The 24,172-nt window shown below is 58.0% G+C and carries 21 protein-coding genes; 12 read left to right on the top strand and 9 right to left on the bottom strand.

From position 1 onward, the window contains the following. Positions 1-142: 142 nt before the first annotated feature. The 6 genes from gyrB to DW823_RS02325 form a co-directional block, all read right to left on the bottom strand. Positions 143-2,173, bottom strand: coding sequence for a DNA topoisomerase (ATP-hydrolyzing) subunit B (gene gyrB / locus DW823_RS02350; protein ID WP_117769723.1), 2,031 nt, complete (start codon positions 2,171-2,173; stop codon positions 143-145). Between the two features lie 105 nt (positions 2,174-2,278). Next, positions 2,279-2,842, bottom strand: coding sequence for a DciA family protein (locus tag DW823_RS02345; protein WP_117848452.1), 564 nt, complete (start codon positions 2,840-2,842; stop codon positions 2,279-2,281). Continuing rightward, positions 2,829-3,935 carry a DNA replication/repair protein RecF gene (locus DW823_RS02340; RefSeq protein ID WP_117848453.1) on the bottom strand — a complete coding sequence of 369 codons (1,107 nt, stop codon included), beginning with the start codon at positions 3,933-3,935 and terminating at the stop codon, positions 2,829-2,831. Before DW823_RS02340 ends, DW823_RS02345 begins: the two co-directional genes overlap by 14 nt. A 9-nt stretch (positions 3,936-3,944) precedes the next feature. Next, positions 3,945-5,048 carry a DNA polymerase III subunit beta gene (gene dnaN / locus DW823_RS02335; protein WP_117848454.1) on the bottom strand — a complete coding sequence of 368 codons (1,104 nt, stop codon included), beginning with the start codon at positions 5,046-5,048 and terminating at the stop codon, positions 3,945-3,947. A 238-nt stretch (positions 5,049-5,286) separates the two neighbouring features. Continuing rightward, complete coding sequence (locus tag DW823_RS02330; RefSeq protein WP_117848455.1) at positions 5,287-7,011, bottom strand: DnaA ATPase domain-containing protein; 1,725 nt, start codon at positions 7,009-7,011, stop codon at positions 5,287-5,289. Positions 7,012-7,026: 15 nt separating this feature from the next. Continuing rightward, positions 7,027-8,379: an ATP-binding protein gene (locus DW823_RS02325; protein WP_118080023.1), complete on the bottom strand. Its 1,353-nt coding sequence runs from the start codon at positions 8,377-8,379 to the stop codon at positions 7,027-7,029. A gap of 345 nt (positions 8,380-8,724) precedes the next feature. Between DW823_RS02325 and rpmH the strand changes: the two genes are divergently transcribed. The 9 genes from rpmH (at position 8,725) to DW823_RS02280 (ending at position 13,763) form a co-directional block, all read left to right on the top strand. Then, on the top strand, positions 8,725-8,859 hold the full coding sequence (gene rpmH, locus DW823_RS02320; protein ID WP_019127408.1) for a 50S ribosomal protein L34: 135 nt from the start codon (positions 8,725-8,727) through the stop codon (positions 8,857-8,859). 20 nt (positions 8,860-8,879) lie between these two features. Continuing rightward, the gene (gene rnpA / locus DW823_RS02315; RefSeq protein ID WP_006236191.1) at positions 8,880-9,218 is read left to right on the top strand and encodes a ribonuclease P protein component; all 339 of its coding nucleotides are present in this window, start codon (positions 8,880-8,882) and stop codon (positions 9,216-9,218) included. Beyond that, the gene (yidD, locus tag DW823_RS02310; protein WP_082222962.1) at positions 9,215-9,439 is read left to right on the top strand and encodes a membrane protein insertion efficiency factor YidD; all 225 of its coding nucleotides are present in this window, start codon (positions 9,215-9,217) and stop codon (positions 9,437-9,439) included. Before rnpA ends, yidD begins: the two co-directional genes overlap by 4 nt. A 29-nt stretch (positions 9,440-9,468) precedes the next feature. Next, positions 9,469-10,239 (top strand): YidC/Oxa1 family membrane protein insertase, encoded by a 771-nt coding sequence (locus DW823_RS02305; protein WP_118080021.1) that lies wholly within the window; start codon positions 9,469-9,471, stop codon positions 10,237-10,239. Between the two features lie 44 nt (positions 10,240-10,283). Beyond that, on the top strand, positions 10,284-10,853 hold the full coding sequence (locus tag DW823_RS02300) for a R3H domain-containing nucleic acid-binding protein (protein WP_118080019.1): 570 nt from the start codon (positions 10,284-10,286) through the stop codon (positions 10,851-10,853). A gap of 101 nt (positions 10,854-10,954) precedes the next feature. Further along, a complete protein-coding gene (rsmG, locus tag DW823_RS02295; protein WP_233542962.1) occupies positions 10,955-11,686 on the top strand; it encodes a 16S rRNA (guanine(527)-N(7))-methyltransferase RsmG in 732 nt (243 codons plus the stop codon). Positions 11,687-11,820: 134 nt separating this feature from the next. Next, positions 11,821-12,621, top strand: a complete 801-nt coding sequence (locus DW823_RS02290) for a ParA family protein (protein WP_118080017.1) — start codon at positions 11,821-11,823, stop codon at positions 12,619-12,621. After that, the gene (locus tag DW823_RS02285) at positions 12,614-13,519 is read left to right on the top strand and encodes a ParB/RepB/Spo0J family partition protein (protein WP_199574310.1); all 906 of its coding nucleotides are present in this window, start codon (positions 12,614-12,616) and stop codon (positions 13,517-13,519) included. The genes DW823_RS02290 and DW823_RS02285 overlap by 8 nt, the downstream gene beginning before the upstream one ends. After that, a complete protein-coding gene (locus DW823_RS02280; RefSeq protein ID WP_118080015.1) occupies positions 13,509-13,763 on the top strand; it encodes a hypothetical protein in 255 nt (84 codons plus the stop codon). The genes DW823_RS02285 and DW823_RS02280 overlap by 11 nt, the downstream gene beginning before the upstream one ends. 190 nt (positions 13,764-13,953) lie before the next feature. On the opposite strand, the gene rlmN is transcribed toward DW823_RS02280, so the two are convergent. After that, positions 13,954-15,006: a 23S rRNA (adenine(2503)-C(2))-methyltransferase RlmN gene (rlmN, locus tag DW823_RS02275; protein WP_118080013.1), complete on the bottom strand. Its 1,053-nt coding sequence runs from the start codon at positions 15,004-15,006 to the stop codon at positions 13,954-13,956. An 85-nt stretch (positions 15,007-15,091) separates the two neighbouring features. Here rlmN and DW823_RS02270 point away from each other — a divergent pair, with 85 nt between their 5' ends. Beyond that, positions 15,092-16,057 carry a D-alanine--D-alanine ligase gene (locus DW823_RS02270; RefSeq protein ID WP_118080011.1) on the top strand — a complete coding sequence of 322 codons (966 nt, stop codon included), beginning with the start codon at positions 15,092-15,094 and terminating at the stop codon, positions 16,055-16,057. Continuing rightward, positions 16,051-18,945, top strand: coding sequence for a helicase C-terminal domain-containing protein (locus tag DW823_RS02265; RefSeq protein WP_118080009.1), 2,895 nt, complete (start codon positions 16,051-16,053; stop codon positions 18,943-18,945). The genes DW823_RS02270 and DW823_RS02265 overlap by 7 nt, the downstream gene beginning before the upstream one ends. Here the strand turns inward: DW823_RS02265 and DW823_RS02260 are convergent. Both DW823_RS02260 and DW823_RS02255 read right to left on the bottom strand, forming a co-directional pair. Further along, positions 18,942-19,859 carry a YafY family protein gene (locus DW823_RS02260; protein WP_158567247.1) on the bottom strand — a complete coding sequence of 306 codons (918 nt, stop codon included), beginning with the start codon at positions 19,857-19,859 and terminating at the stop codon, positions 18,942-18,944. The two genes, DW823_RS02265 and DW823_RS02260, sit on opposite strands and share 4 nt — an antisense overlap. Then, the gene (locus DW823_RS02255; protein ID WP_118080005.1) at positions 19,846-20,901 is read right to left on the bottom strand and encodes a YafY family protein; all 1,056 of its coding nucleotides are present in this window, start codon (positions 20,899-20,901) and stop codon (positions 19,846-19,848) included. The genes DW823_RS02260 and DW823_RS02255 overlap by 14 nt, the downstream gene beginning before the upstream one ends. Positions 20,902-21,065: 164 nt before the next feature. On the opposite strand from DW823_RS02255, the gene DW823_RS02250 reads away from it, so the two are divergent. Continuing rightward, a complete protein-coding gene (locus DW823_RS02250; RefSeq protein ID WP_118080003.1) occupies positions 21,066-24,155 on the top strand; it encodes a M28 family peptidase in 3,090 nt (1,029 codons plus the stop codon). Positions 24,156-24,172: the final 17 nt, after the last annotated feature.

Genomic DNA, 24,172 nt, shown 5'->3' with positions numbered 1-24,172 from the left:
GTTTGCGTGGTCCATTAATCATCCTGCCACGGAGACGGCTTTTCCAGGTGCCGCAGATTCGCTCGAAAGAGGAGGGAAGCGTACTTGGGTACGCGACCGACGATTGAGGGCGAAGGTGCGGTGGCTGGGAAAGCCGAACAGGTTAGGCGTCTAAGAAGCGCGCGTCGTGCGCGTGTTTTTCAATGTACTCGCGGCGATAGCCGACCTCGGAACCCATCAGCTCGCGCACGGCGCGGTCTGCCACCACGGCATCCTCGATCGACACGCGCTGCAGGATGCGGGTCTTGGGATCCATCGTCGTCGAGGCAAGCTGCTTGGGGTCCATCTCGCCCAGGCCCTTGTAGCGCTGGACGGTATAGCCCTTGCGCTTCTTGGTGATCTTGCCGTCCTTGGCCTTGCCGTCCTCGTCGTTGTCGTCGGGGTTCAGGCCCAGACTCTGGATGGTGTCGCGCAGGATCTCGTCTTCGGGCTGGCGGCCGTTGGGATACACGTAGTGGATCTTGTTGCGCACCTTAATGCCAAAGATGGGCGGGCAGGCAACATAGACGTAGCCGGCATCGATCAGCGGACGCATGTACTTGTAGAAGAACGTCAGCAGCAGGATGCGGATATGCGCACCGTCGACGTCTGCATCGGTCATGATGATGATCTTGTGGTAGCGCGCCTTGGTGATATCGAAGTCGCCGCCGTCGCCGGCACTCGTCGTGACGCCGCAGCCGATCGCGGTAATCAGCGACTGGATGGTGTCACTCGAGAACGCTCGATGGTCACCAACGCGCTCGACGTTCAGAATCTTGCCGCGCAGGGGCAGAATCGCCTGGATGTCTCGGCGACGGCCGTCCTTGGCCGAACCGCCTGCCGAGTCGCCCTCTACGATGAAGAGCTCGGTCAGCTCGGCATCGCGTACCGAGCAGTCAGCGAGCTTACCGGGCAGGGACGCCGTCTCGAGCAGGCTCTTGCGACGGGTCGCCTCGCGCGCCTTGCGGGCAGCGTTTCGCGCCTTGCAGGCCTGTTGCGCCTTCTTGACGATCTCGCGAGCGGGCTTGGGATGCTCCTCGAGGTAATCGGCGAGTCCGTCGGTCACGATCTTGAGCGTGAGCGCGCGCATATAGGAGCTACCGAGCTTGGCCTTGGTCTGGCCCTCAAACTGCGGATCGGGCAGCTTGACCGAGATAACGGCCGAAAGGCCCTCGCGCACATCGTCGCCGGTCAGGTTGGCGTCTTTTTCCTTGAGCAGGTTCTGTTTGCGCGCGTAGTCGTTGATCACGCGGGTGAGCGCGGTGCGGAAGCCCTCAAGGTGCATGCCGCCCTCGGGAGTGTAGATGTCGTTGGCAAACGACATGACGTTCTCGCCGTAGCCGCTATTCCACTGCAGGGAAACCTCGACCTCGCCCATCTTGGCCACGGGAGCGTCCGGGTCCGATTTGCCCTCGATGTAGATGGGCTCCTTAAAGGCCTCGGGGACGTCCTTGCCCTCGTTGAGGAACTTGACGAAGTCGATGATGCCGCCCTCGTAGCAAAACTCCTCCACGTGGGGAGTCGCTTCGCGCTCGTCGGTCAGCACGATTTTGAGGTTCTTATTGAGGAACGCCGTCTCCTGCAGACGGTTATGCAGCGTATCGAAATCGTAGATGCAGGTCTCGAAGATCTCGTCGTCGGGCCAGAAGGTGACGGTGGTGCCCGTCGAATCCGAGGTGCCCACGACCTCCATCTTCTTGACGGTCTTGCCGCGCGAGAACTCCATCTCGTAGGTGTTGCCATCGCGACGAACCTGAACGACCACACGCTTGGACAGTGCGTTGACGACGGAGATGCCCACGCCGTGCAGGCCGCCCGAGACCTTATAGGCCGAGTTATCGAACTTACCGCCGGCGTGCAAGATCGTCATGACGACCTCGAGCGTCGGGATCTTTTTAACAGGGTGCTCGTCGACGGGGATGCCGCGCCCGTTGTCGACGACCGTGATGGAGTTGTCGGCGTGGACCGTCACCTGGATCTCGGTGCAGAAACCGGCCATGGCCTCGTCGACAGAGTTGTCAACGATCTCCCACACCAGGTGATGCAGACCGCTGGCGCTCGTCGAGCCGATATACATGCCCGGGCGCTTACGAACGGCCTCGAGACCTTCGAGAATCTTAATCTCGCCGCCATCGTAATCGTTTTCGTTTGCCACACGTCCTCCTTCAGTCAAGAAAATGTGTACAGCCTTACTAGTTTATCGTAAAAAAATACCCTCGGGAACGAGGGTATTTGGCTCTACAAGGCCACCAGATGCGATTTAAGGCTCTTTTTTGCTTTGCACGCCCTTGGCCCACTCGGCACTGGCTCTCATGGCGTTCTCGAGGGCCTCGCGCAGTTTTTGGTCTTCGATGGGCGCCACTTGGCGCTCAATCTCGGTGCGCTCGGCATCGCTGAGGTCGGCGTGTGGGGCCGGCGGGCGCTCGGTCGTCGCTGGGCGAAGGCGCTCCTTGGCGGCGGGCGGCATGTGACCGGGCGCGGTGGTTTTGAACACCAGGCCGTCCACATGCGCACCGGCGCGCTCCATGCGCGCGCGGATGATCTCGCGCAACAACGTCATTTCCTGCGTCCACGAGGGCGAGTCGAGATATACCAGCAGCTCATTGGACTCGGGCAGGTAGCGCAGGCCCGTCACATGCCGCCCCTCGCGCGTGCCCGAGCACACCGCGTTCCACGCGCGATAGACCGCGCGCGACTCCTCGGCGGCCTCCATCTGCGCACGGCGCTCAGGGGTCGCAGCCGCCAGGATGCGCTGGCGCTCTGCGTTCAAAAAGCCACTGAAGGCGACCGTTTCGCTCTCGCGCTCGTAATTAGCACGTCTCACCCATGCTCACCACCTTGGCTCGATCAAGCAGGTCATCGGTAAAGTACCCCAGGTTGGTCGTGGTTATGACCGTCTGGATATCATCGCCGATCAGCCGCAGGAAAGCGCCGCGACGCTCGCCGTCGAGCTCGCTCATCACGTCGTCCAGAAGCAACAGCGGAGCAGTACCCAGAACATCGCGAGCCACGGCCACCTCGGCCACCTTCCAGGACAGTACCAACGTTCGCTGCTGTCCTTGGCTGGCAAATGAACGGGCGGAGCGACCCGCCACGGTAAATTCAATCTCGTCGCGATGCGGCCCCACCAACGTCACGCCGCGGCGAATTTCCTCGCCGGCGTGCTCATCAAGGGCGGCCAGCATGCGCTCGTACGCCCAGCCCTTCAGCTCTTCGCGATCCTCGACCTGGGGCAAATCCCCCAGCGTGGACGCATAGGACACGTTGGCGGCTTCACCGGACGCCACTTGCCCGTAGGCAGTACGCACATGGCCCGCCAGCCGGTCGAGCAGGGCCAACCGGTGCACGAGCAGAGCCGCGCCCGCGCGGGCAATCGAATCGTTCCACGCGCCGAGCATCTCACGGCAGCACCAGGTCTCCTTGAGCAAGGCGTTGCGCTGGGTCACGCAGCGCCCATAGGCGCTCGCAAGATCGGCATAGCGTGCGCTCAGTTGCATGCCAAAGTCATCGAGGGCGGCGCGGCGCACACTGGCGCCCCGCTTAACCATGTCCAGATGGTCGGGGCAAAACAGCACGCTCGGCAGAACCCCGCGCACACCGGCGGCAGAGCATCTCTTGCCGTTGCGGCTAAACGAGCGCTTACCGTCCTCCGCGCTCAATCCCATATCAAGCACGCGGCCGTCGCCCTCGAGCCTCAGCTCGACCCTGCACGAGCCCACGCCGTCATGAACGAGCTCGGCTGCGGTCGGATGCCTAAACGAGGCGCCGCTCGTCAGCAGCTGCAGCGCCTCTATGAGATTGGTCTTTCCCGCCGCGTTGGGTCCTGCAAGTATCGTCACGCCCTCGTCCAGGGCAAGGCGATAGCTATCGAAGCTGCGGTAGTGCGCGACGGAAAGATCGCGGGCGAACATGGTCATGGCGCAACGCTAGATGCGGACCGGCATGACCAGGTACAGGTAGTTGATCTTGTCGTAGGACTTGAAGATGCCCGCCTGCGAGTAGCTCTTGAGCTCCAGCGTGATCTCCTTCTCCTTGGATAGGGCATTGAGGCAGCCGAAGATGTAGTGGTAGTTGAAGGCGATGGTGCCCGACTCGCCCTCGGCCTCGACATCGATCGTCTCCTGCGCAAGGTCCTGGTCATTGGAGATGGAGGACAGGCCCATCTGCCCGTTCTCGACATCGATCTCGAACTTGACGGCGGGGTTGGCGCTCGCGATAACAGCCACGCGCTTGAGGGCGGCGTTAAGGGCGGCGACGTCGATCTTGACGCTCGTCACGCACGAATCGGGGATGAGCTGCTTGTAGTTGGGGTACACGCCCTCGATACGACGCGACACGTAGGTGGTGTTGCCGGCCTCGAAGACGACTTGGGTGTCGGTAGCCCCGATCATGATGGTCGCCTGGCTGGCCATGATGTTCAGCGCGTCGTTAAAGGCGTCAGCCGGAACGTTGAGTTCAAAGGAACCCTCGAGGGTCGAGGTCTCGACCTGCGTATCGCACACGGCCAAACGGAAGGAATCGGTCGCCACCAGGCGAACGGTGTTGTTCTCGACCTTCATGTGCACGCCGCCCAGGATGGGGCGGGCCTTGTCGGTCGAGGTGACGCGCCACACGCGGCCGACCATCTCGGACAAGATATCGGTCGGCAGCTCCACGGCACTCTCGATGGCATAGGCCGGAAACTCGGGGAAGTCATTAGCATCAAGCGTGTTCAGGCGGAACGAGCTCTTCTCGCAACCAATCAGCACCTGGCGCTCGGACAGCTCAAAGGTGACCGGGGCATCGGGGAGGGTCTTGGTGATATTGGAGAGCATCTTACAGGGGATAACCATCTCGCCCTCTTCTTCGACATGCGCCGCGATGCGATGACGGATCGAGATGGTGTAGTTAGAGGTCTGGAATTCCAAGATGCCGTCTTGCGCCTTGACGAGCACGCCCGACAGGATGGGAAGGGTGGATGCCGAAGCGACACCCTTCATAACGACGCCGATGGCTTGTGTGAGCGAGCTCTGGCTGACGGTGAACTTCATCTTTTAATACCTTTCTATAGATATAAATATCTTAATAATAGTAATAGCACTGACGAAACTGTTGATTATTCCCAAAGACGCAGGTCAGACCCAGAAAGAGAATCGACAGCAACCTGTGTGCAACAGGGGTGGTTTTCCACGTTCAAAATCTGCGCAAAACTTTTCATCACCGCGGGTTGGGTTTTAGACACCTTATGCCCGTGGTTTCGACAAGTTTTCAACAGGTGTCTCTATTTCCCTACGAGCGCAGTGTAATTTTATCGCGCAGCGACTTGAGGTCTTCGGTGACGGTGCGGTCTTCCTGGATCATCTTCTGGACCTTTTTGTAGCTCGTGCTGACGGTCGAGTGGTTGCGGTTGCCAAATTCGGCGCCCACCGCCGTGGTCGTCATTTCGCACATCTCGATGGCCAGGTAGATAGCGATATGGCGTGCTTTGGCGATATTGGCGTTGCGACGCGGGCCGATGAGCTCCTCGTGTGTCACGCCGTACTGCTCTTCGATGACGGACTGAACCGTCTGGACGTTGATCTTTTTGGCCGATGTGTCGAAGTACTGGCTGGCGATGGCGTCGATATCGTCAAAGGTGAGCTCTCCGCCCTCGCGCTCGCGGTCGCCCGCCTCGCCGGCGCAGCGCTCGCAAAAGCTCTCGAGTTCGCGGATGTTGGTGCCCGAGACCTCGGCCATGTGTTTAAAGTGCTCGTCGGTCAGGTGCCCGCCGTCGCCCCCATAGGCCGCCAGCAGTGAGTCGTCGCCCGCCTCGGGAGCGGCGACGATGGTGTTCTCGTAATAGCGCTGCAAGATCTTGTATTTCATCTCGTAGCTGGGCTCTGCGACCAGGCAGAGCATTCCGGCGTTGAAGCGGCTGGTCAGACGCTCGTCCATGCTCAGGTCCTTGGGGGCGCGGTCTGCCGCGATGACGACCTTCTTGTTGTTGCGGATGAACTCGTCCATGAGCTGGAAAAAGTAGTCCACACTCGCGCGCTTGCCGATGATGTTTTGGATGTCATCGATGATGAGCACGTCCACGCCGTGGTACGCCTGCATGATGGGGGCGTTGCTCTTCTTTTGACGGTCGAACTCGGTCATCAGGTCGTCCAGATATGCCTGGGAGTTGGCATACTTGACCTTGATCTCGGGCGACTTCTCGGCGAGCTCGTTTTTGATGGCGAGCAGCAGATGGGTCTTGCCCAGCCCCGATTTGCCATAGATGAACAGGGATGTGCATGTGCCGCGCTCGTCCGCGAGGGCGGCAAACTTGAGTGCCGAGCGATAGGCATGGCTGTTCTCGGGGCCGTAGACAAAGTTCTCAAAGGTAAATTTTGAGTTCGCGGCGAGCGGGGCTCCATCCGTATTCTGCTCGGCCGGCACGGTCGGTGCTGGCATGGGTGAAGCGGGGGCCGCAGCTTGCGTGGATTTAGTCGGCGCTCCGCCCTTCATCTGGTTCATCATGCGACGAAAATCGTCGGCCGAGAGCGTGTTCTTGATTGCAATGCCCGAATCCGCGCCCGCCGCTGCGTCGTGAGCGATGGGCATGTGCGTGACGGGTGCGTTCGTTGACGTCGCCGCCGCGCTCGTCAACGGTGCCATTGTTTCACGGGAAACATCGCTGTGCTGGTGCTCGATTGTCGGCACATCGCCTGCGGAGGCCGGCACCGCCGGGGAAGCAGCGGGAGCCGTGGCGGGCGCCGTGGCGGCAGCGGATTCCGTCGCGGCGCCTTGCGGTGCCACGATGTCGAGAGCAATCGGTGCAAAGGCGATTTCTTCCAGATAGGCCTCAATAGTCGGCTGATGCTTTTTGAGCTGCGCGATGGCAAAGCGCGAGGGGGCCTCGATCGTGAGCGTATCTTCGGTCAGGCTTATGGCGCGCGATTGCCCCAGCATGTTGATGAGGCGTGCATCTTGGCCGTCGCGCTGGCAAAAGGCGATGGCATCCCCCAGGATGATGCTTGCTTCCTCGTCCACTGTCTCTCCCGTTCTTTAGCTCTGAGCTCGTACGCGAGCGGCGCCGAGTTCGGTCAGATGGTATTTCTGGCCATGCTTGATGACCAAGCCGGCCTGCGCCAAGTCATTGAGCGTGCGTGACCAAGTGGGGGCCGAGTTTCCAAACGCCCTCGCAAGATCGGTTGCGCCGCACGCTTGATTTTGCGCCAGATAGCCCAGCGCGGCGTTGCCGCGATCGCTTACGAACACGTCCGGTTGTGGCTGTGCATACTGATTTACTGCATTAGGATACATCATTTGAGCTGCTGGTTGTTGAGAACTCTGCGTCGGCGGCATTTGCTGTTGAAAACTTTGAGGCCACTGTTGGTAAGGCTGCGGAGGCGTCTGCTGGGCCCAGGGGTTGTACTGCTGCTGCGGCATCTGCTGGTACGGCTGCTGATATCCCTGCTGGTACTGCTGCGGGAACTGCTGGCCATACCCCAGTGGCGGCATCTGCTGATATGGATATCCCTGTTGGTACGGCTGATAGCCCATTTGCTGGCCACCCGGCGCCCCCGTCGCCTGCTGCATTGCTGCTGCATCCTGATCAGCCAGCGGCATGGCCTCTGGCATGTTTGGCGGCATCGACATAGATGCCGCCTGGGGTTCTTGTGTGGGAAGCATTCCGGGCTGCTGCATCTGTCCCACGGGGGGCTGCATCTGCTGCGTTGCCACGGGCTGCTGCGCAAAAGCTCCCGGCAGGGGATATGTGGGCTGCTCCGTCTCGGGCCGCACGGCAGCGCCGCGTCCGCCGGCACGCTCGATTTCCTGCACGCGTTTAGGGTTCAGGCTTACCGTAACCACGGTGCCGTTGCCCATGTTGTCCTCGATGGATACGGCACCGCCGGCGTTTTCCAAATACTCCTGCACCATGGGAAACCCTGCTCCGGTTCCACGGATATAGCGCTTCATCTTGCTGTTTGCGCTGGTAACGCCAAAGTCGAAAGCACGTTCCTTGTCGTCGATGCCGGGTCCTTGGTCAGCAAAGCGGATGGTGTCTCCGCCGTCCAGAATCGAGATGATGGGCTCGGCAAAGTGTGCGTGGATAAAGTTTTCGACAATCTCGCGGATGACCATGAGCGAGATATGGCCACCTTGTTCTTTCATGCACTGGTAGACGGTGTTGGTCGTCTCTTCCAAATACGTGCGGACATCTTGCGGATCAATGACGATCACCCGCGGTGTCGACAGCATGTCGTCATAGACGGCGATGCGCGCGGCGTACATGGCTTTTGGCGCCTGCGTGGTCGTCTGCTCGCCTTCCGCACGCTCTTCGCGCACGCCGGTGATGTGCTCGTTGTCGGGTGCCGGGTCTCCGGAATCGACCATGGTGTAAAAGTCGTCAGACATGCCGCTCGCAATCTTTCAAAAGGTTTCGAACAAATAGTAGCTCACCGTGCAACGTTTCTCATCTTTCGACAACTTTTCAAAACTTGTTGAAAACTTTGGAAAACGGGTGAAAAGTTCTCAACATTGCCAACATGACCTGTTGAAAACTCGATGAAATATCGTGAAAGGTTGCCATGAGGCGCAAATTTCGGTTGTGCTTATGGGGGAACCGTGTGAACTGCGCAACCTTTTACCTTTGATTTCTTGACATTTGAACATTGATTTCCCTACAATCTTCAAGCTCACGTGTCTATATCTGCGTCCGCGTCCCCGCGGACACTCGAAATGCAGCAGGAGGAACTTAAGATGAAGCGTACGTATCAGCCTAATAAGCGTAAGCGTGCCAAGACCCATGGCTTCCGTGCCCGTATGGCCACCAAGGGTGGTCGTGCCGTGCTCGCCCGTCGCCGCGCCAAGGGCCGCAAGCGTCTCACTGTCTAGCAGCGATACACACATCTCGCATGAAGACTATTAAGTCTCGGCAAGATTTCGAGCATGTGTTCAGTCAGGGGCGTCGTTTCAATCACCCTCTGATTCGAATGACCATATGTGAATCGGTTGGCGAAGGCGACTCCGGAAGGGTCGCCTTCGTTGGTGCTAAACGGCTCGGTTGTGCAGTTGTGCGCAACCGTTCTAAGCGTGTGATGCGCGAGGCCGCCCGCAGCTGCGGATTTCCCGTTGCGGGTTATGACATCATCTTGTTTGCAACTCCCAAGACGAGGGTTTCCTCGCCGCAGGAGATGGACAAGGCGTTGCGTTCGCTTATGAAGCGCGCCGGCGTTGCCGGGGAGGAGCGATGAGCAATCACGTTTTGCGACGTGTTGCCATCGCTCCTATTCGCATATATCAACAGGTTATTTCGCCCTTATTGCCTGACGCCTGCATTTATTACCCAACGTGCTCGCAATACGCCATCCAGGCGATTGAGAAGCACGGTGTTTTGAGAGGCTGCTGGCTTGCCGTGAGGCGCATCGCTCGTTGCAATCCCCTGCACGTCGGCGGTTATGACCCTGTGCCCTAGCGGGCACTCGCTATCGGAGGAAAACTTACATGTGGGATTGGATCGTTAACATCCTTTTCGAGCTGCTCAAGCTCATCCAGACCTTTGCGGTCGACTGGGGCCTGTCCATCATCATCCTGGTGGTCATCATCCGTCTGCTGCTGACGCCGCTTATGCTCAAGTCGACCAAGTCGACGGCTCGCATGCAGGTGCTGCAGCCCAAGATGCTCGAGATCCAGGAGCGCTATGCCGACGATCCCCAGCGTCAGGCCGAGGAGATGCAGAAGTTCTACAGCGAGAACAAGTTCAACCCCATGGCTGGCTGTCTGCCGCTGCTGATTCAGATGCCTATCCTGTTCGCCCTGTTTACATTGCTGCGCAACCTGCCGCAGTACTTTAACGACGGCACGTTCTCGTTCTTCAACATCCTGCCCGACCTGACCACCACGCCGAGCGCTTCCTTTGCCGAAGGCTTTATGGTTGCACTGCCTGCGCTGGTTTGCCTGATCCTGTTTGCCGTCCTGACCCTGATTCCGCAGCTGTATATGTCGCGTAATCAGACTGGTCAGCAGGCCCAGAGCATGCGCATGATGGCCGTCGTGATGACCGTCATGATGCTTTGGATGGGCTGGAGCCTGCCCGTCGGCGTTCTGCTGTACTACGACGTGTCTTCCGCCTGGCAGGTTGTCCAGCAGATCTTCGTGACGCAGAAGGTTATCGATAAGGCCAAGGCCGATGAGGAAGAGCGTCTTAAGAATGCTCCGCTGCAGGTCGAGGTTACTCGTCGCGAGAAGAAGCCGCGCCCGCACAAGAAAAAGTAGTGGGACATTATTCTTATTTAGGTACCTAACTTTTGGAGTTCGTTATGTCTGAAGAGATCGTCGAGGATATGCTTGAGGAGGTTGCCCCGCAGGTCGCGGGCGATTATCCCGAGATTGCACAGCGTTACAAGGCTGGTGAAGAGCTGACCGATGAGGAGCTCGACACCATTGCCGATGTGGCTATTTCCATTCTGCGTTCCATCCTTTCGCACTTCGATGCGGCGAACTCTCCCATCGATGAGTATGAGGGCGATGAGGGTGAGTTGATTCTGGACGTAACCGCTCCGGATCTTGCTGTTCTCATTGGTCGTCACGGACGTACCCTCGATGCCCTTCAGGTTATGTTCTCGCTGCTGGTGAGCCGCAAGCTTGGCTTTAGGTATCCGGTCGTCGTCGACGTTGAGGGTTATAAGAGCCGTCGACAGGACAAGGTTGCATCTATGGCCCAGTCCGCCGCCGAGCGTGCTATTCGCACTCATAAGAGTGTTTCCCTGCCGCCCATGAATGCCTATGAACGTCGACTGGTCCATATTGCCCTTCGTGGCAACGATGCTGTCGACACACACTCTGAGGGCTCTGATCCCGATCGCCATGTTGTGATTGTTGCTCGATAAGCTTCTCGAGTCTATGCTAAGGGGATGTGGTTTCCACGTCCCCTTTTTTTGTCAAAAGTTCTTGATACACTGATTTTTGTCAGAAAGGAGTCGTCTTGTTTGTGCTAACTGATGAGCAGGCAAGCCAGATGTTGAGCCGTCTTATTTCGTATTGTAAAGACTATTCTTTGAAGGTCTCCGACGAAAACCTTCGTGTCTGTATCCAACATCTTGATCTTGTTCTTGAGGCCAATAAGAGTATTAATCTCACGCGTATCCTAAATATTGAAGACGCTGCCGTTCTCCATATTCTGGATTCACTTGTTTTACTGTTCTATATTAGCAAAGCTCCTGAAGGCGCTTTGCTTGATATGGGTACCGGCGCTGGTTTTCCAGGTGTTCCATTGACCATTGCGAGTGGTCGTAAAGCGGTGTATATCGATTCGGTTGGCAAGAAAGTTGATGCTGTTAATTCCTTTGTTAAGGAGCTTGGCCTTAAGCATGCTCATGCCGTTCACGTTCGTCTTGAGGAATATGCCCGAACTCATAAGAAGCAATTTGCAGTTGTGACCGCCCGTGCGCTCGCGCCATTACCGGTTCTCGTTGAGTATGCCTCTCCTTTTCTAAAAGATGGTGGCCTCTTTGTTGTTACAAAGGGGAATCCCTCGGATAAGGAGCTTCAATCGGGTCTTGCTGCTGCAAAGATATGTGGCTTTACCACTCTCATGACAGACGATCTCGATTTGCCGAATGGTCTGGGTCACCGCGAATTTATTATCCTTAAAAAGACTCGTCAGGCATCAGTTTCTCTTCCGCGTGCTAATGGTATGGCAAAAAAGAATCCGCTTGCCTAGATGTTTCACGTGAAACATAATGGATAGTGTCGAGTCGATATGTTTCACGTGAAACATAGCAGTCGATGTCGAATCGGAATGTTTCACGTGAAACATCCTCCGTTTGACAGCTTTAATACACACAAGGAGGGACCGTGGGATTTCGCGACGTTAAGCGTTCTAAGAGCGCAAAAGACACGCGCATCATTGCTATCATCAACCAAAAAGGCGGCGTAGGTAAGTCCACCACAGCTGTAAATCTTGCAGCAGCGTTGGGTGAACTGGGCCGAAAAACATTAATTGTCGATTTTGACCCGCAAGGAAATAGCACGAGCGGTTTTGGAATCGAGAAAGAAGAGCTCAATCACTGTATCTATGATGCATTGCTGAACGATGTCCCGGCAGAATCACTCATTCTTGATACAAATTGCAGTAAGGTATTTGTAATTCCGGCTACTATTCAGCTTGCGGGTGCGGAAATCGAACTTGTCAGTGCGATTGCCCGCGAGACTCGCTTAAAGGATCTGCTTGAGCCTGTTCAGGATGAGTTTGATTTTATATTTATCGACTGTCCGCCATCGCTTGGTTTGCTAACCATTAATGCGTTAACAGCTGCGGACAGTGTTTTGATTCCTATTCAGTGCGAATACTACGCACTTGAAGGTGTTACAAAGCTGCTTGAATCGATGAAAATGGTTAAAACGCGCCTGAATAAGAGCCTTGATACTTATGGCGTGCTTATGACTATGTACGATTCGCGCACATCGCTTTCGAACCAGGTTGTGGAAGAGGTTCAATCGTACTTTGGCAACAAGGCATTCAAGACCTTGATTCCACGTACAGTTAAAATTTCAGAAGCACCGTCGTTCGGTGAGCCTGTAATTACCTATGCGCCACAGAATAAGGGTGCAAAGGCGTATATGAACCTTGCTAAAGAGGTGATTAAGCGTGCCTAGTCCTAAGAAGCGCGGCGGCTTGGGTCGTGGTCTCAACGCACTGGTCTCGGAAGCTGAATATGAGACTGGTGGATCTGCAACATCAGCATCAAATGCCGCTTCAGAAACTAAACTTCCAATCGAAGATATCATTCCGAACCCAAATCAGCCACGAATTCATTTCAATGAGACTGAACTTCGCGAGCTGAGTGAGTCAATCCAGGAGCACGGCGTTCTGCAGCCGCTTCTTGTGCGCAAGCACGGTAACGGTTATGAGATTATTGCGGGTGAACGCCGTTATCAGGCTTCAAAGCTTGCTGGCCTTGAAGAGCTCCCCGTCATCATTAAGGACGTTGATGATGAGGAAATGCTCGCACTCGCGCTGATTGAAAACCTTCAGCGCTCTGACCTTAACCCCGTCGAAGAGGCTAAGGGATATCGACAGCTCATCGATTCAAGCGGTATGACTCAAGAAGCCTTGTCAAAGGCTGTCAGCAAGTCTCGCTCTGCAATCACCAATTCGTTGCGCTTGCTTGATCTTCCAGAGGTAGTTCAGCAGATGATCTTCGAAGGAAGGCTGGCCGCCGGTCATGCTCGTGCAATCCTTGCTGTTCCGTATGAAGATGCGCGCATTAAGCTTGCTGAGAAGGTTGTTGCAGAGGGATTGTCTGTCCGTGCGACAGAAAATCTTGCTCCACTGTTTTCTGCCGGAGAGACGCCTAAGACGCCCCGACCTGCCACGCCTCAGTCCTTTAAAAAGGCAGCACGTGTATTGCGTCAGGTGTTTAACACAAATGTTCGAGTGAAGAGCTCGCGTGGCAAAAATAAGATTGAGATCGAGTTTAAGGATGAGGAAGAGCTGTCTCGCATTCTTGGCGAGATGATTCAATTTGACCAGGGAGATCAGGATGAAGAATAGAGTTCTGACTGCTCTTGCTTTGGCTGCAACTGTAGCGGTTGGTGCATTTGCAGGATTTAAGGTCGCAACAGATGATGAATTGCGTGGTCGTCTGCTTCGCGGAGCGCAGGATATCGTCGATACGTCCAAAAAGAAAATGGATGTTATGACTGAGGATGTCGCTATGCGTACTGCTCAGGTAACTAAGAATCCGAAGATTAATCAAGATTGGGTTAATCATCAATGGGAAAATGTAGGCTTTTAGGTACCTAACAATTACTATCCTTTATTGAGGGGTCCTTCTCTGAACGCCAGAATGGGGTCCCTTATTTCGTACGAAAAATTGTTGAACAACTGAGCGATACAGATTATTGATAGATATGAAACAGCCCCGGTTGCAATTAGGCAACCGGGGCTGTTCGATGTTTCACATGAAACGTTTAGGTTGTTCTCCCCTACACGTTCTTCTGGACCTTGAAGCGCTGTTTGAGTTGGCCGCAAGCGGCGTCGATATCGTTGCCTCGAGAGTTGCGGATCGTGGTCTCAATACCACGGGACTCAAGACGACGCTGAAGGTCTTCAACCTTATGGATCGGCGACGGCTTGAGAGGGCTGCCCTCGATATCGTTGAGCTGGATCAGGTTGACGTGGCACAGCGTGCCCTCGCAGAAGTCGCAGAGTGCCTGCATCTCGGGGTTTGTGTCATTGACGCCCTCGATCATGGCGTATTCGTATGTCGGACGGCGGCCGGTCTTTTCGGTGTAGAGCTGAAGGGCCTCGTGAAGGCGCAGAAGTGTGTACTTCTTAACGCCCGGCATGAGTTTATTGCGGGTGGATTGAATGGCGGAGTGCAGCGAGACGGCGAGCGTGAACTGCTCGGGAATGTCGGCAAACTTACGGATACCAGGAATAACGCCGCTGGTGGAGACGGTGAGATGACGCGCTCCGATACCGATTCCGTCAGGGTCATTAAGGATGCGTAGTGCTTTGAGGACCTCGTCATAGTTGGCAAAAGGCTCACCCTGGCCCATGAACACGACGCTCGTCGCGCGCTCACCAAAGTCGTTGGAAACGTGGAGTACCTGGTCAACGATTTCCTGAGCGGTCAGTGAGCGCTTGAGGCCGTTCAGGCCGGTAGCGCAAAAAGCGCAGCCCATACCACAGCCCGCTTGGGTAGATACGCAGACAGACAGCTTGTTGCGACGAGGCATGCCGACGGTCTCGACGGAGATGCCGTCGTGATACTCGAGCAGGTATTTACGAGAGCCATCCTTAGACACCTGCTTGGTGAGCTCGGTCGGCGTGTCGAAGGCAAATGCCTCCTTCAGCTGCTCGCGGAAGGCCTTGGGAAGGTTTGTCATGTCATCAAACGAACAAACGTTCTTCTCAAAAACCCATTCGATGAGCTGCTTTGCGCGAAAAGCGGGTTGGCCGAGTTCGGCGACAAGTTCGCGAATATCGTTTTGGCTCAAGTCGCGAATGTCTTGAGATTTAGTCCTGGGATTCATGGAAGCCTTTCGATTTTGGGGAAACGTAGAGGGTATCGCTACAATATGGTATCAGCTGCAGGAATTATAGAGGAGGAGTCTGCCCATGCCGGGTAAAAGCCTAGAGAACATGCACGTAGCGGTCTTGGCGGGCGGCCATTCCGCCGAACGCGAGATTTCGCTCAATTCTGGAAAGAATGTCGTGGAGGCACTGAAGGAGGCCGGCTACACCTCGGTGGAGCTGCTCGACACCGCCGCCGATGACTTTATGGTGACTATGGCGACCGGTGGCTTCGACGTGGCGTTTATCGCCATGCACGGCGCCGGCGGCGAGGATGGCGCCATGCAGGGGGCCATGGAGACGCTGGGTATCCCCTACACGGCGTCAGGCGTGCTCGCCAGCGCATGTGGCGCCGATAAAGAGGTTTCAAAGCTTCTGTATGCCAAGGCGGGCATCCCCATTGCCCCCGGCCTGGCGCTTGAGGCGGGCGACGAGGTCGATATCGATCGTATCGTCGAGATTTGTGGCGAGCGGTGCTTTGTAAAGCCCGCCGTCAACGGCTCCAGCTATGGCATCTCTCTGGTCCATGAGCCCTCCGAGCTACCCGCGGCAATCGCCAAGGCGTTTGAGTACGGCGACAAAGTGCTGGTCGAGAAGTGCATCGAGGGTACCGAGATTACCGTCGGCGTATACGGCGAGGATGACGTGCGCGCCCTGCCGATTGTTGAGATCCGTAAGCCCGAGGACTGCGAGTTCTACGATCTGGACGTGAAGTATGTGGACCCCACGGATATCCATCGCATTCCGGCGCAGATTTCCCCCGAAAACTATGCACGTGCCCAGGAACTTGCCTGCGCGGCCCATAAGGCACTCGGCTGCCTGGGCATTTCACGCAGCGACTTTATCGTGAGCGAGGATGGCCCCGTCATCCTCGAGACCAACACGATTCCCGGCATGACCGATACGTCGCTGTATCCGGATGAGATTCGCCACACCGATGACATGACGTTCCCACAGGTCTGTGACAGTCTGATTCGTATGGGACTTCGTCGAGCGGGCGTTGCATGCTAATCGAGGACGCTGTTTCGTCGGGAACGCCGCAGTTTGTCATCGATTCCTATGCCACGCTTGCCGAGCGTGCCAAAACCCAATCGTTTGGTCTCATCGAGGAAGATGTTATCGTCCTCGATACCGAAACCACGGGTCTTTCGGTGCAGGACAATGAACTGATTGAGATCTCGGCTGCCCGTCTTTCGGGCCGCGAGATCGTCGACCGGTTCGATACCTTCGTGCACCCCAAGCAGCTGATTCCCGCCGAGATTACCGAACTCACGAGCATTACAAACGCCGATGTGGTGGATGCCCCATCGGCCGTCGATGCCGTGGCCGCTCTCGCCGATTTTGTCGGCGGCTGCCCGGTGATTGCGCATAACGCCACCTTCGACCGTTCGTTTATCGAGTCGGTCAAGGGCGGTGTCAACGTCAGCGACATCTGGATCGATTCGCTGGCACTGTCGCGCATCGCACTTCCGCGCTTGGCCTCGCACAAGCTGTCTTTTATGGCCGACTTGTTTGGGTGCGATTCGGTGTCGCATCGCGCGAACGCAGACGTTGATGCCCTGTGCGGTGTGTGGCGCGTGCTGTTGGTTGCGCTTACCGACCTGCCTTCGGGCCTTATGGCGCGCTTGGCGGACATGCACGCGGACGTGCCTTGGTCCTATCGCCCCATTTTTTCTTTTTTGGCCGGCCAGAACCCGGGTTCGATATTTTCGCTCAGCGCCGCTCGTGCTGACGTGCTCAAGGCCGATCGTGCAGACGATCGCGTTGATGCGGACGAGTTGCCGGTCCTTAAGATGCCGAGCCGTGAAGAGATCGAGGCGGATTATGCCCCCGGTGGCCTAGTCAATCGCATGTATCCCACGTACGAGCCGCGCGATGAGCAAATCGCGATGGCGCTCGAGGTCCGTGACGCGCTCGTTACGGGAACGCATCGCGTGATTGAGGCGGGGACGGGCGTCGGCAAATCGATGGCTTACCTGGTGCCTTTTGCCGAGGCCGCACGCCGCAACAACATCACGGTTGGTATCGCGACCAAATCGAATAATCTTGCCGACCAGCTTATGTACCATGAGCTGCCAAAGCTCGCCGAACAGCTGGACGGGGGCCTGTCGTTTTGTGCACTCAAAGGCTATGACCACTATCCGTGTCTACGCAAGCTCGAGCGCATGAGCCGTGGTCAGGTTGAGATCACCACCAAGCGCGATCCTGCTGACACGCTCACGGCGGTTGCGGTAATCATGGCGTATGTGTGCCAATCTGCCGATGGCGACCTCGATTCGCTCGGCATTCGCTGGCGCAGCGTCAACCGTCCCGACTTTACGACGGCTTCGCGCGAGTGTGCTCGTCGTCTGTGTCCGTTCTTCCCTGACAAATGCCTGGTCCACGGGGCGCGCCGTCGTGCGGCACATGCCGACGTGGTGGTCACCAACCATTCTCTGTTGTTCCGCAACGTGGCCGCCGAGGGGAGGATTTTGCCCCCGATTCGTCACTGGGTGGTCGACGAGGCCCATTCCATCGAGCGCGAGGCCCGTCGCCAATGGGCGCGCGTGGTTTCGGCAGATGAGTCGCGCGTGCTGTTTGAGCGCTTGGGTGGGTCGAGTGCCGGCGCGCTGAGTCAAGTTTCCCGTGACCTGGCCACTTCCGAGGGCTCCACGCTCTACCTGGGACTCACCGCCAAAGCGACGTCGACGGTTGCCCGCGCGAGCATGGCGATTGCCGATGTGTTCGATGGTGTGCGCGAGCTCGGCCGTCGCGCCCGTGGGAGCTACGATAACGCGAATCTGTGGATTGGCCCCGAGCTGCGCGAGTCGGATGACTGGCACGATTTTTTGCAGTCGGCCCATACCGCAATTGATGCGCTGGACCAGGCGGATAAAAGCGTAGACGCGCTGGTGCAGACCGTCGCCGCCGATAAGCCCGAGGTCGTTGTCGACCTAGGCGACATTTCGCGCCGTCTGCACGAGCTGGACGAGAACCTCAAACTCATCATTGAGGGTACGGATGAGCACTATGTGTACTCGCTGCAGGTGAACCGTCGGCTGCGCGCGGGCGGGGAGTCTATGACCGCCGAGCGCATCGATATCGGCGAGGCCTTGGCGAACGAGTGGCTGCCCGAAGTGCACACGGCCATCTTCGCTTCGGCGACCATGACGGTGTCCAAGAGCTTTGAGCATTTCAACCATGCTGTCGGCCTCGATCGCATCGGTGAGTCGACATCCTCATCGCTGCACCTGGATTCGAGCTATGACTTTGACTCGAATATGGCCGTGGTCGTGGCGGGGGACATTCCCGATCCGCGCGATCGCGAGCACTATCTGTCGGCGCTCGAGCGTGTGCTGGTCGATGCCCATCTCGCCATGGGTGGATCGGTGCTCACGCTCTTCACTAACAGGCGCGACATGGAGGACCTGTATGCCCGTGTCGAGCCCAAATTGGCGCGAGCGGGCCTGGAGCTCAATTGCCAGCAGCGCAACTCGTCCCCGCGTCGCCTGCGCGATCGGTTTATCAACGAGCCGACCTCATCGCTCTTTGCGCTCAAGGCCTTTTGGGAGGGCTTTGACGCCAGCGGCGAGACACTGCGTTGCGTCATTATCCCCAAGCTGCCGTTCTCGAGCCCCACGGATCCTCTTTCGTGTGAGCGCAACCTGCGCGAAGACCGCGCCTGGGCGCGCTACTCGCTGCCCGAGGCGGTGCTCGAAGTCAAGCAAGCCGCCGGCCGTCTCATCCGCTCGTCGACTGATTGCGGTGTGCTCATCTTGGCAGATCCGCGCTTGGTGACAAAGGGCTACGGCAAGAAGTTCTTGACGTCGCTGCCCACGACTTCCTACCAGCGTATCGAGTCGGCACAGATCGGTCATTATTTGCAGCTGTGGCGTGCACGCCACGAGCGACGCCGTTAAAGCGGGCAGGTCAGGCTCTTCGCCATATCGCATAGACGCAATGCCTGGGCGGGGTCATCCAGTATGCGGATGGCTCCGCCCGCTGCGATTACCTGGCAGAACAGCCAATGCTCTGACCCATAACGCACGGTCACCGTCGCCATGTCTGCCCCGTTTGGCTCAATCGACATGATGCCGGCCCAGTCTAGGCGCTCTGCCATGTCGAGCGGCATGAGGAGTTTTGCGCTCTGCTCCGCTTGGGAAAGGGATTCGTGGAGGGACAAGGACGCGGGCGCGTGGCGCTCCACGGAATCGTCGGTAAGGGTAAGGCCTTCGATTTTGTCCATGCGGTAGGAGCGCTGCTCGTCGACTTCGACATCCCAGGCAATCAGATAGGTTTGGTCGCCATGCGTCGCGATGCGCAGGGGGTCGATGAGACGCTCACGCGGCCGTGTGTCGTCCATCGAACGGTAGATGATGCGGCATCGAACGCCGTCTTGAATCGCGCAGTTCAGCTGTTGCCAGTGCGATCCTCGGGCAACGGTATCGACGACGCGCTGGTTGTAGCCGAGTTTCTCGGGTAGGAGGGCGTGTCGGATACGCTCTGCTGCCCGAGAGTCGATTCCCATCGATTCGAGTTCGTGGTTGAGCACGGCACCTTCGGCGGCACTTAGGCGCAAGGGCAGCACACGCCCCGCATCGCCTGTCAGGATGATGCACTCGCCGTGGCGCTCGCAGATGATGCGTGCGCCCGACTCACGGTCAGCGAGGGTCGAGACGATATCGATAATTTCGTCGAGCGCCGCACCCGTGATATCAAAACGGCTGCAGATATCCCCTCGTGTCATACCGGTCTCACCGGCAGCGTAGAGGGCCTCCATGATGTCAATCGCACGCGAGAGCCTTTGCTCGCTGGTGAGTTTACGCACGGGCATGCTCGTGCACCGTCCTTTCGATGAGGTGGTTCCACGCCAGTTTAAGTGCATCGGGGGCAACGGGTCTCATGCCGTCCATGGCGTGCTCCATACAAAACGAGGCAGCGGCATTAAGGTCGCGCACGCCGACGGTCCAGGTCCAACCCTCTTCGGTGTGCGTGAGCTCCCCGCGACCGCGCGTTAGGCCGCTGACCATGTCGGCCTGGGCTTGTGGGGCAAACGAAAAGGTCGCCATAACGGGCTTGCAATCGGCAAAATCAAACTCGAAGAACAGGCGATCGTTCAGGTTAAAGTCGGCGGGGATGGAGTAGGCCTTCGAGGGGCGCCATGCGCGAACGATACGGTCGCAGCGAAACGTCCTGATTTCATCGGTGGCGTTGTCGAGTCCGCAAAAATACGCCACACCCTCGTGCTCAAACATGCCGTATACGCAGACGGTGCGCTCTTTTTGCTCCCCGTGCCCGTTTTGATACAAAAAGCGCAGTGCGCAGCGTTCGGCGAAAGCGCTCCACACCGCATCGACGGCGGGTAAGCGACGGGCGGGAGGCTCTTCTGCGGTCGATGCGCCGGTGAGGTAGGCGATCTTGGAGCGTATGTCTGCAAGCGGCGTGGCAAACGCGGCCGAACCGGTCGCAAGGGTCTGGTCGATAGCGTCGAGCAAGATGTCCGCGTCGTCTGCGGTGATGAGGCCACCGGCCGCAAACGTGTGCTCGCGATCGATGGTCCACGCGCTTTCTTCGGTTTCTTGGGCGCCTGCTGCGCGGACTTCCTTGATCGTGATTCCGCGTTCGAGGAGTTTTTCGCGATCGCGGCGAAACTTGCGCTTGTCCGAGTCGATATTGCCCGACCCATAGCCAAGATCGGAATCCAGGACAATTTGCTCTGTGGTCAATGGCTCGGGAGAGCTGTTGAGGACAAAGAACAGATTGAGGATGCGCTGGGCGGTCTTGTCGAAACCGGGTTCCGGCGCCCCCTTTTTATTCGTTACGGTTGTATCGCTTGCCGTCATAGAATCCTCGCATGGGAAGGTGTTTGATGCCATGATTTTAGTCCGATATGGAGATTAGGCTATATCCTTGTCCGCTTGGGGCGTTAAGATGCCCAGAATTCGGCCGTTTGCGCCCGCTCGGGGTATACTTTCGACTATATACGGTTCTAATGTGCATACATTGGGCCTATTTGTCGGATTATGGATGTGGAGCGCATATGGCGAACACCCAGAACTATATTAACCACCTGTTGCAGAACACTGGCATCACGCCGGCGTGCAGCGAAGAAGAGCGCTTGGCTGCCGAAGATATCGCTCAAATTTTCCGCAACCACGGCTTTGATCCCGAGGTGCAGGAGTTTAATGCTCCCGCGCCGAGCAGGATGGCGTTTGCCGTTACGGGCATTCTGGCATTCGCCGGTGCCCTGCTTATGGGCATCGGTGGCGGTATCGGCTTAGTCGGCACCCTGTTGGCCATTGTCGGAGCCGTGCTCTATGTGCTCGAGAGAACCGGGCGTCCCGTGATCTCGCGCCTGGGCAAGACGGGCGTGAGCCAAAACGTCATCGCCTACCACAAGGCGTCGGGCCCGCTTGCCTCTCCGCGCAATCGCCCGGTTGTCGTCGTCGCGCACTATGACTCCCCGCGCGCCGAACTGCTCGCTCGCGAGCCCTATGCGCCGTACCGAGCGCTGATCGCCAAATTGCTCCCGATTGCCACGATTGCTCCCGCGGCTATTGCCATCCTGCGCATCTTGCCGCTTCCCGGCGCGTTGAAGGTCCTGCTGTGGATTGTCGCGATCCTTGCCTCCCTCGTGGCGCTCGCCAATGCCGCCAATATCATTTCCAATCGTTTTGTCCTTCCCTACACGTCCGGCTCGGTTTGCAACAAGTCCTCTGTTGCCGCCATGCTGGGTGTCATGGATAACGTCGCCCCCTATCAGGGTGAGAACGAGTTCCCTGACGATATTCCGTTTGACACGTATTTTGGCGAGCAGAAGCGTCGCGCCGAGGAGATGGCGCGCGCGGCAGCCGAGTACGCCGCGGCCCAGCAGCAAAACGATTACGGCAATACCATCGAGTACGAAGAGCCTGCCTATACCGAGGATGAGTATGGCCAGCCGGTCGCTCCCGAGGGTGAGCAGGGCGAGGCTTTTGATGAGCAAATCGATGGATTCGAAGGTGCTTCTGCCGACGAGACCCTGATTGGCGTCATTGCACCCGAGTCCCAGGTCCAAGATATTCCGGCCGAGGAGCCCGTTGCAGACGAGTCCGCTGCCGAGTCGGCAGAGGAGCCTGCCGCGGCCGAGCAGGCCGAGCCCGAGCCCAAGCTTTATCGCAATGCCGCCGGCAACATCCGGTTTGGCTCGGATGCCATCCGTGCCCTGGGAATGCTTCCCGAGTCCTGTACGCTCGATTACGAAGAGGGCGAGGAGCCGACGTTCGAGCCCGCGCCCCAGCCCGATCCGGTCGTGGCTGCGCAGCCCGATGAGGCCAATGCCGTCGAGACGGAAGCCGATGCGGAGACTGCTATCGATCCCGCAGCCGGTCTGGACGTCATGGCGCCTGCCCCGGCGCCCGAGGAGCTCGATAATACCGAGGACGACTACGATGCGTATCCGCAGCGTGTGTCCTACGAGAGCGACACCGATTTTTCTGCCGAGCTTCCGGTGACGACGCCCCATGCCGATATCGCTTCCGCGTTTTCTTCGATCGGTGCCAGCGCCTCCCATTTCTTTAAGGGGGCATTCGAAAAGGGCAAGAAACTCGTTGACGACTTTGAGGAAAAGCGCGCCGCTGCCCGCGAGGCAGCCGAGCGCGAGGCTGCAGCCCAGCAACAGGCGGCCGAGGCCGAGCGCGAGCGCGCGGCACAGGAATTTGAGCAAAACGACGCCGAGCAGCCGGTATCTGTTGATGTTGCCGACGCCACGACGTCTTTCGAGGCGCCGCAGCCTTCGCCTGCGGATGTTGCCGGGGAGACGGCGACTTTCGAAACCCAACAGCCGGTCGACAGCACTGTGTCGTTTGATGCCACGATGACGTTTGAGAAGCAGGGCACCGCTATCGCCGAGCCCCTTTCCGCTCCTGTCGAGGACGAGCCCGCTGCGCCCGATACGGTCGAGGATCAATCTGTGGCGGAACAGGTCGCTGCGGACAGCTCCGAGCAAGAGCCTGAGCCCGTGGCCCCCGAAGCTCCGCAGGCGGATGAGTCGAGGCCCTACTCTACGCAGATCTTCACCATGCCCGCGCCGAGTGATCCCGGCGCCACGGTTGCCAATGCTGCTCCGTCGCAGGCCGAGACGGTCGATGCTCTGATGGCTCAAATCTCGTCTCAGGCGTCGCCGCGCCCGAACATGAACGTTCCCGACCCGGCATCCGCGCCGGCTCCCATGCCCTCTGCGTCTCCGCTGGCCTCGGTCCCCGATCCCTCGATGCCTTCGATGCAGCAGGCCAATGTCGCCTCGCGCACCTCGCTGTTCGACCTTCCCGACCCTTCGGCTCAGGTTAACGATCCCTTCGCGACGGCACAGGGGCCCGAGCCCACATCGGCTCCGGTTGTTCCCCCCATGCCGGTCAGCTCGGATGTTCAGCCGCTTGAGACTATCTCGGCTCCTGCCGCTCCGGCCGCCAAGCCGCAAAAGCGCGGCTTGGGCGGTCTGTTCGGTCGCAAAAAGAAAAACGAGCAGGACAGCATGAGCGATTGGCTTGGTGTCGAGGATGATTACGACGCCAAGAAGTCTGGTCGCGGTATCGGCTCGTGGGATAACTTCGAGGATGACGACGACGGCTGGAAGGGCGGTGCCACGTCTTCCGATGGAGCTTCCGCCGAGGATATGCTCGCTGCCGTTGCCTCCATGGGCGATGACGAGCTGCTTGGCCACGACATCTGGTTTGTGGCTATAGGCGCTTCCGATTGCGACGGCGCCGGCATGAAGGCGTTCCTGGCCGCGCATCGCGACAAGCTCCGCGGCGTGTTCTTTATCAACCTTGAGTCCATTGGTGCCGGTAGGCTTTCGGTCGTGACGGTCGAGGGCGAGCAGCAGCTGCTCAAGGGTGACCGACGCATCATGAACTTGGTCAACAAGGTGTGCAAGTCGTTCCATGTCGATTGCGGTGCATTTGAGATGCCCTATGCCAAGACCGATGCCTATGCTGCTCTCGAGGCAAGCCGACGCGCCCTTACCATTGCCGGCGTCGACGGCCCACGTTTGGCATGCGCTCACACTGAGGACGATCTGCCGTACAACGTCAATCCGACAAATATCGCTACGGTGTCCGAGGTCGTGACCGAGGTCATTCGTCGTTCGTAGGTTGACCTATAAGGAGT

The organism is Collinsella sp. AM34-10 (assembly GCF_003469185.1).
Taxonomy (GTDB): Bacteria; Actinomycetota; Coriobacteriia; order Coriobacteriales; family Coriobacteriaceae; genus Collinsella.
The sequence above is the reverse complement of the archived record's forward strand: the minus strand, read 5'-3'. Positions and strand labels throughout refer to the sequence as shown.

Bases quoted from the DNA above. Each gene is read 5' to 3' on its own strand.
- DW823_RS02340 (WP_117848453.1), bottom strand. From the start codon at position 3,935: ATGACCATGTTCGCCCGCGATCTTTCCGTCGCGCACTACCGCAGCTTC.
- dnaN (WP_117848454.1), bottom strand. From the start codon at position 5,048: ATGAAGTTCACCGTCAGCCAGAGCTCGCTCACACAAGCCATCGGCGTC.
- DW823_RS02325 (WP_118080023.1), bottom strand. From the start codon at position 8,379: ATGTCTGACGACTTTTACACCATGGTCGATTCCGGAGACCCGGCACCC.
- rpmH (WP_019127408.1), top strand. From the start codon at position 8,725: ATGAAGCGTACGTATCAGCCTAATAAGCGTAAGCGTGCCAAGACCCAT.
- rnpA (WP_006236191.1), top strand. From the start codon at position 8,880: ATGAAGACTATTAAGTCTCGGCAAGATTTCGAGCATGTGTTCAGTCAG.
- yidD (WP_082222962.1), top strand. From the start codon at position 9,215: ATGAGCAATCACGTTTTGCGACGTGTTGCCATCGCTCCTATTCGCATA.
- DW823_RS02305 (WP_118080021.1), top strand. From the start codon at position 9,469: ATGTGGGATTGGATCGTTAACATCCTTTTCGAGCTGCTCAAGCTCATC.
- DW823_RS02300 (WP_118080019.1), top strand. From the start codon at position 10,284: ATGTCTGAAGAGATCGTCGAGGATATGCTTGAGGAGGTTGCCCCGCAG.
- DW823_RS02280 (WP_118080015.1), top strand. From the start codon at position 13,509: ATGAAGAATAGAGTTCTGACTGCTCTTGCTTTGGCTGCAACTGTAGCG.
- rlmN (WP_118080013.1), bottom strand. From the start codon at position 15,006: ATGAATCCCAGGACTAAATCTCAAGACATTCGCGACTTGAGCCAAAAC.
- DW823_RS02270 (WP_118080011.1), top strand. From the start codon at position 15,092: ATGCCGGGTAAAAGCCTAGAGAACATGCACGTAGCGGTCTTGGCGGGC.
- DW823_RS02265 (WP_118080009.1), top strand. From the start codon at position 16,051: ATGCTAATCGAGGACGCTGTTTCGTCGGGAACGCCGCAGTTTGTCATC.
- DW823_RS02260 (WP_158567247.1), bottom strand. From the start codon at position 19,859: ATGCCCGTGCGTAAACTCACCAGCGAGCAAAGGCTCTCGCGTGCGATT.
- DW823_RS02255 (WP_118080005.1), bottom strand. From the start codon at position 20,901: ATGGCATCAAACACCTTCCCATGCGAGGATTCTATGACGGCAAGCGAT.
- DW823_RS02250 (WP_118080003.1), top strand. From the start codon at position 21,066: ATGGCGAACACCCAGAACTATATTAACCACCTGTTGCAGAACACTGGC.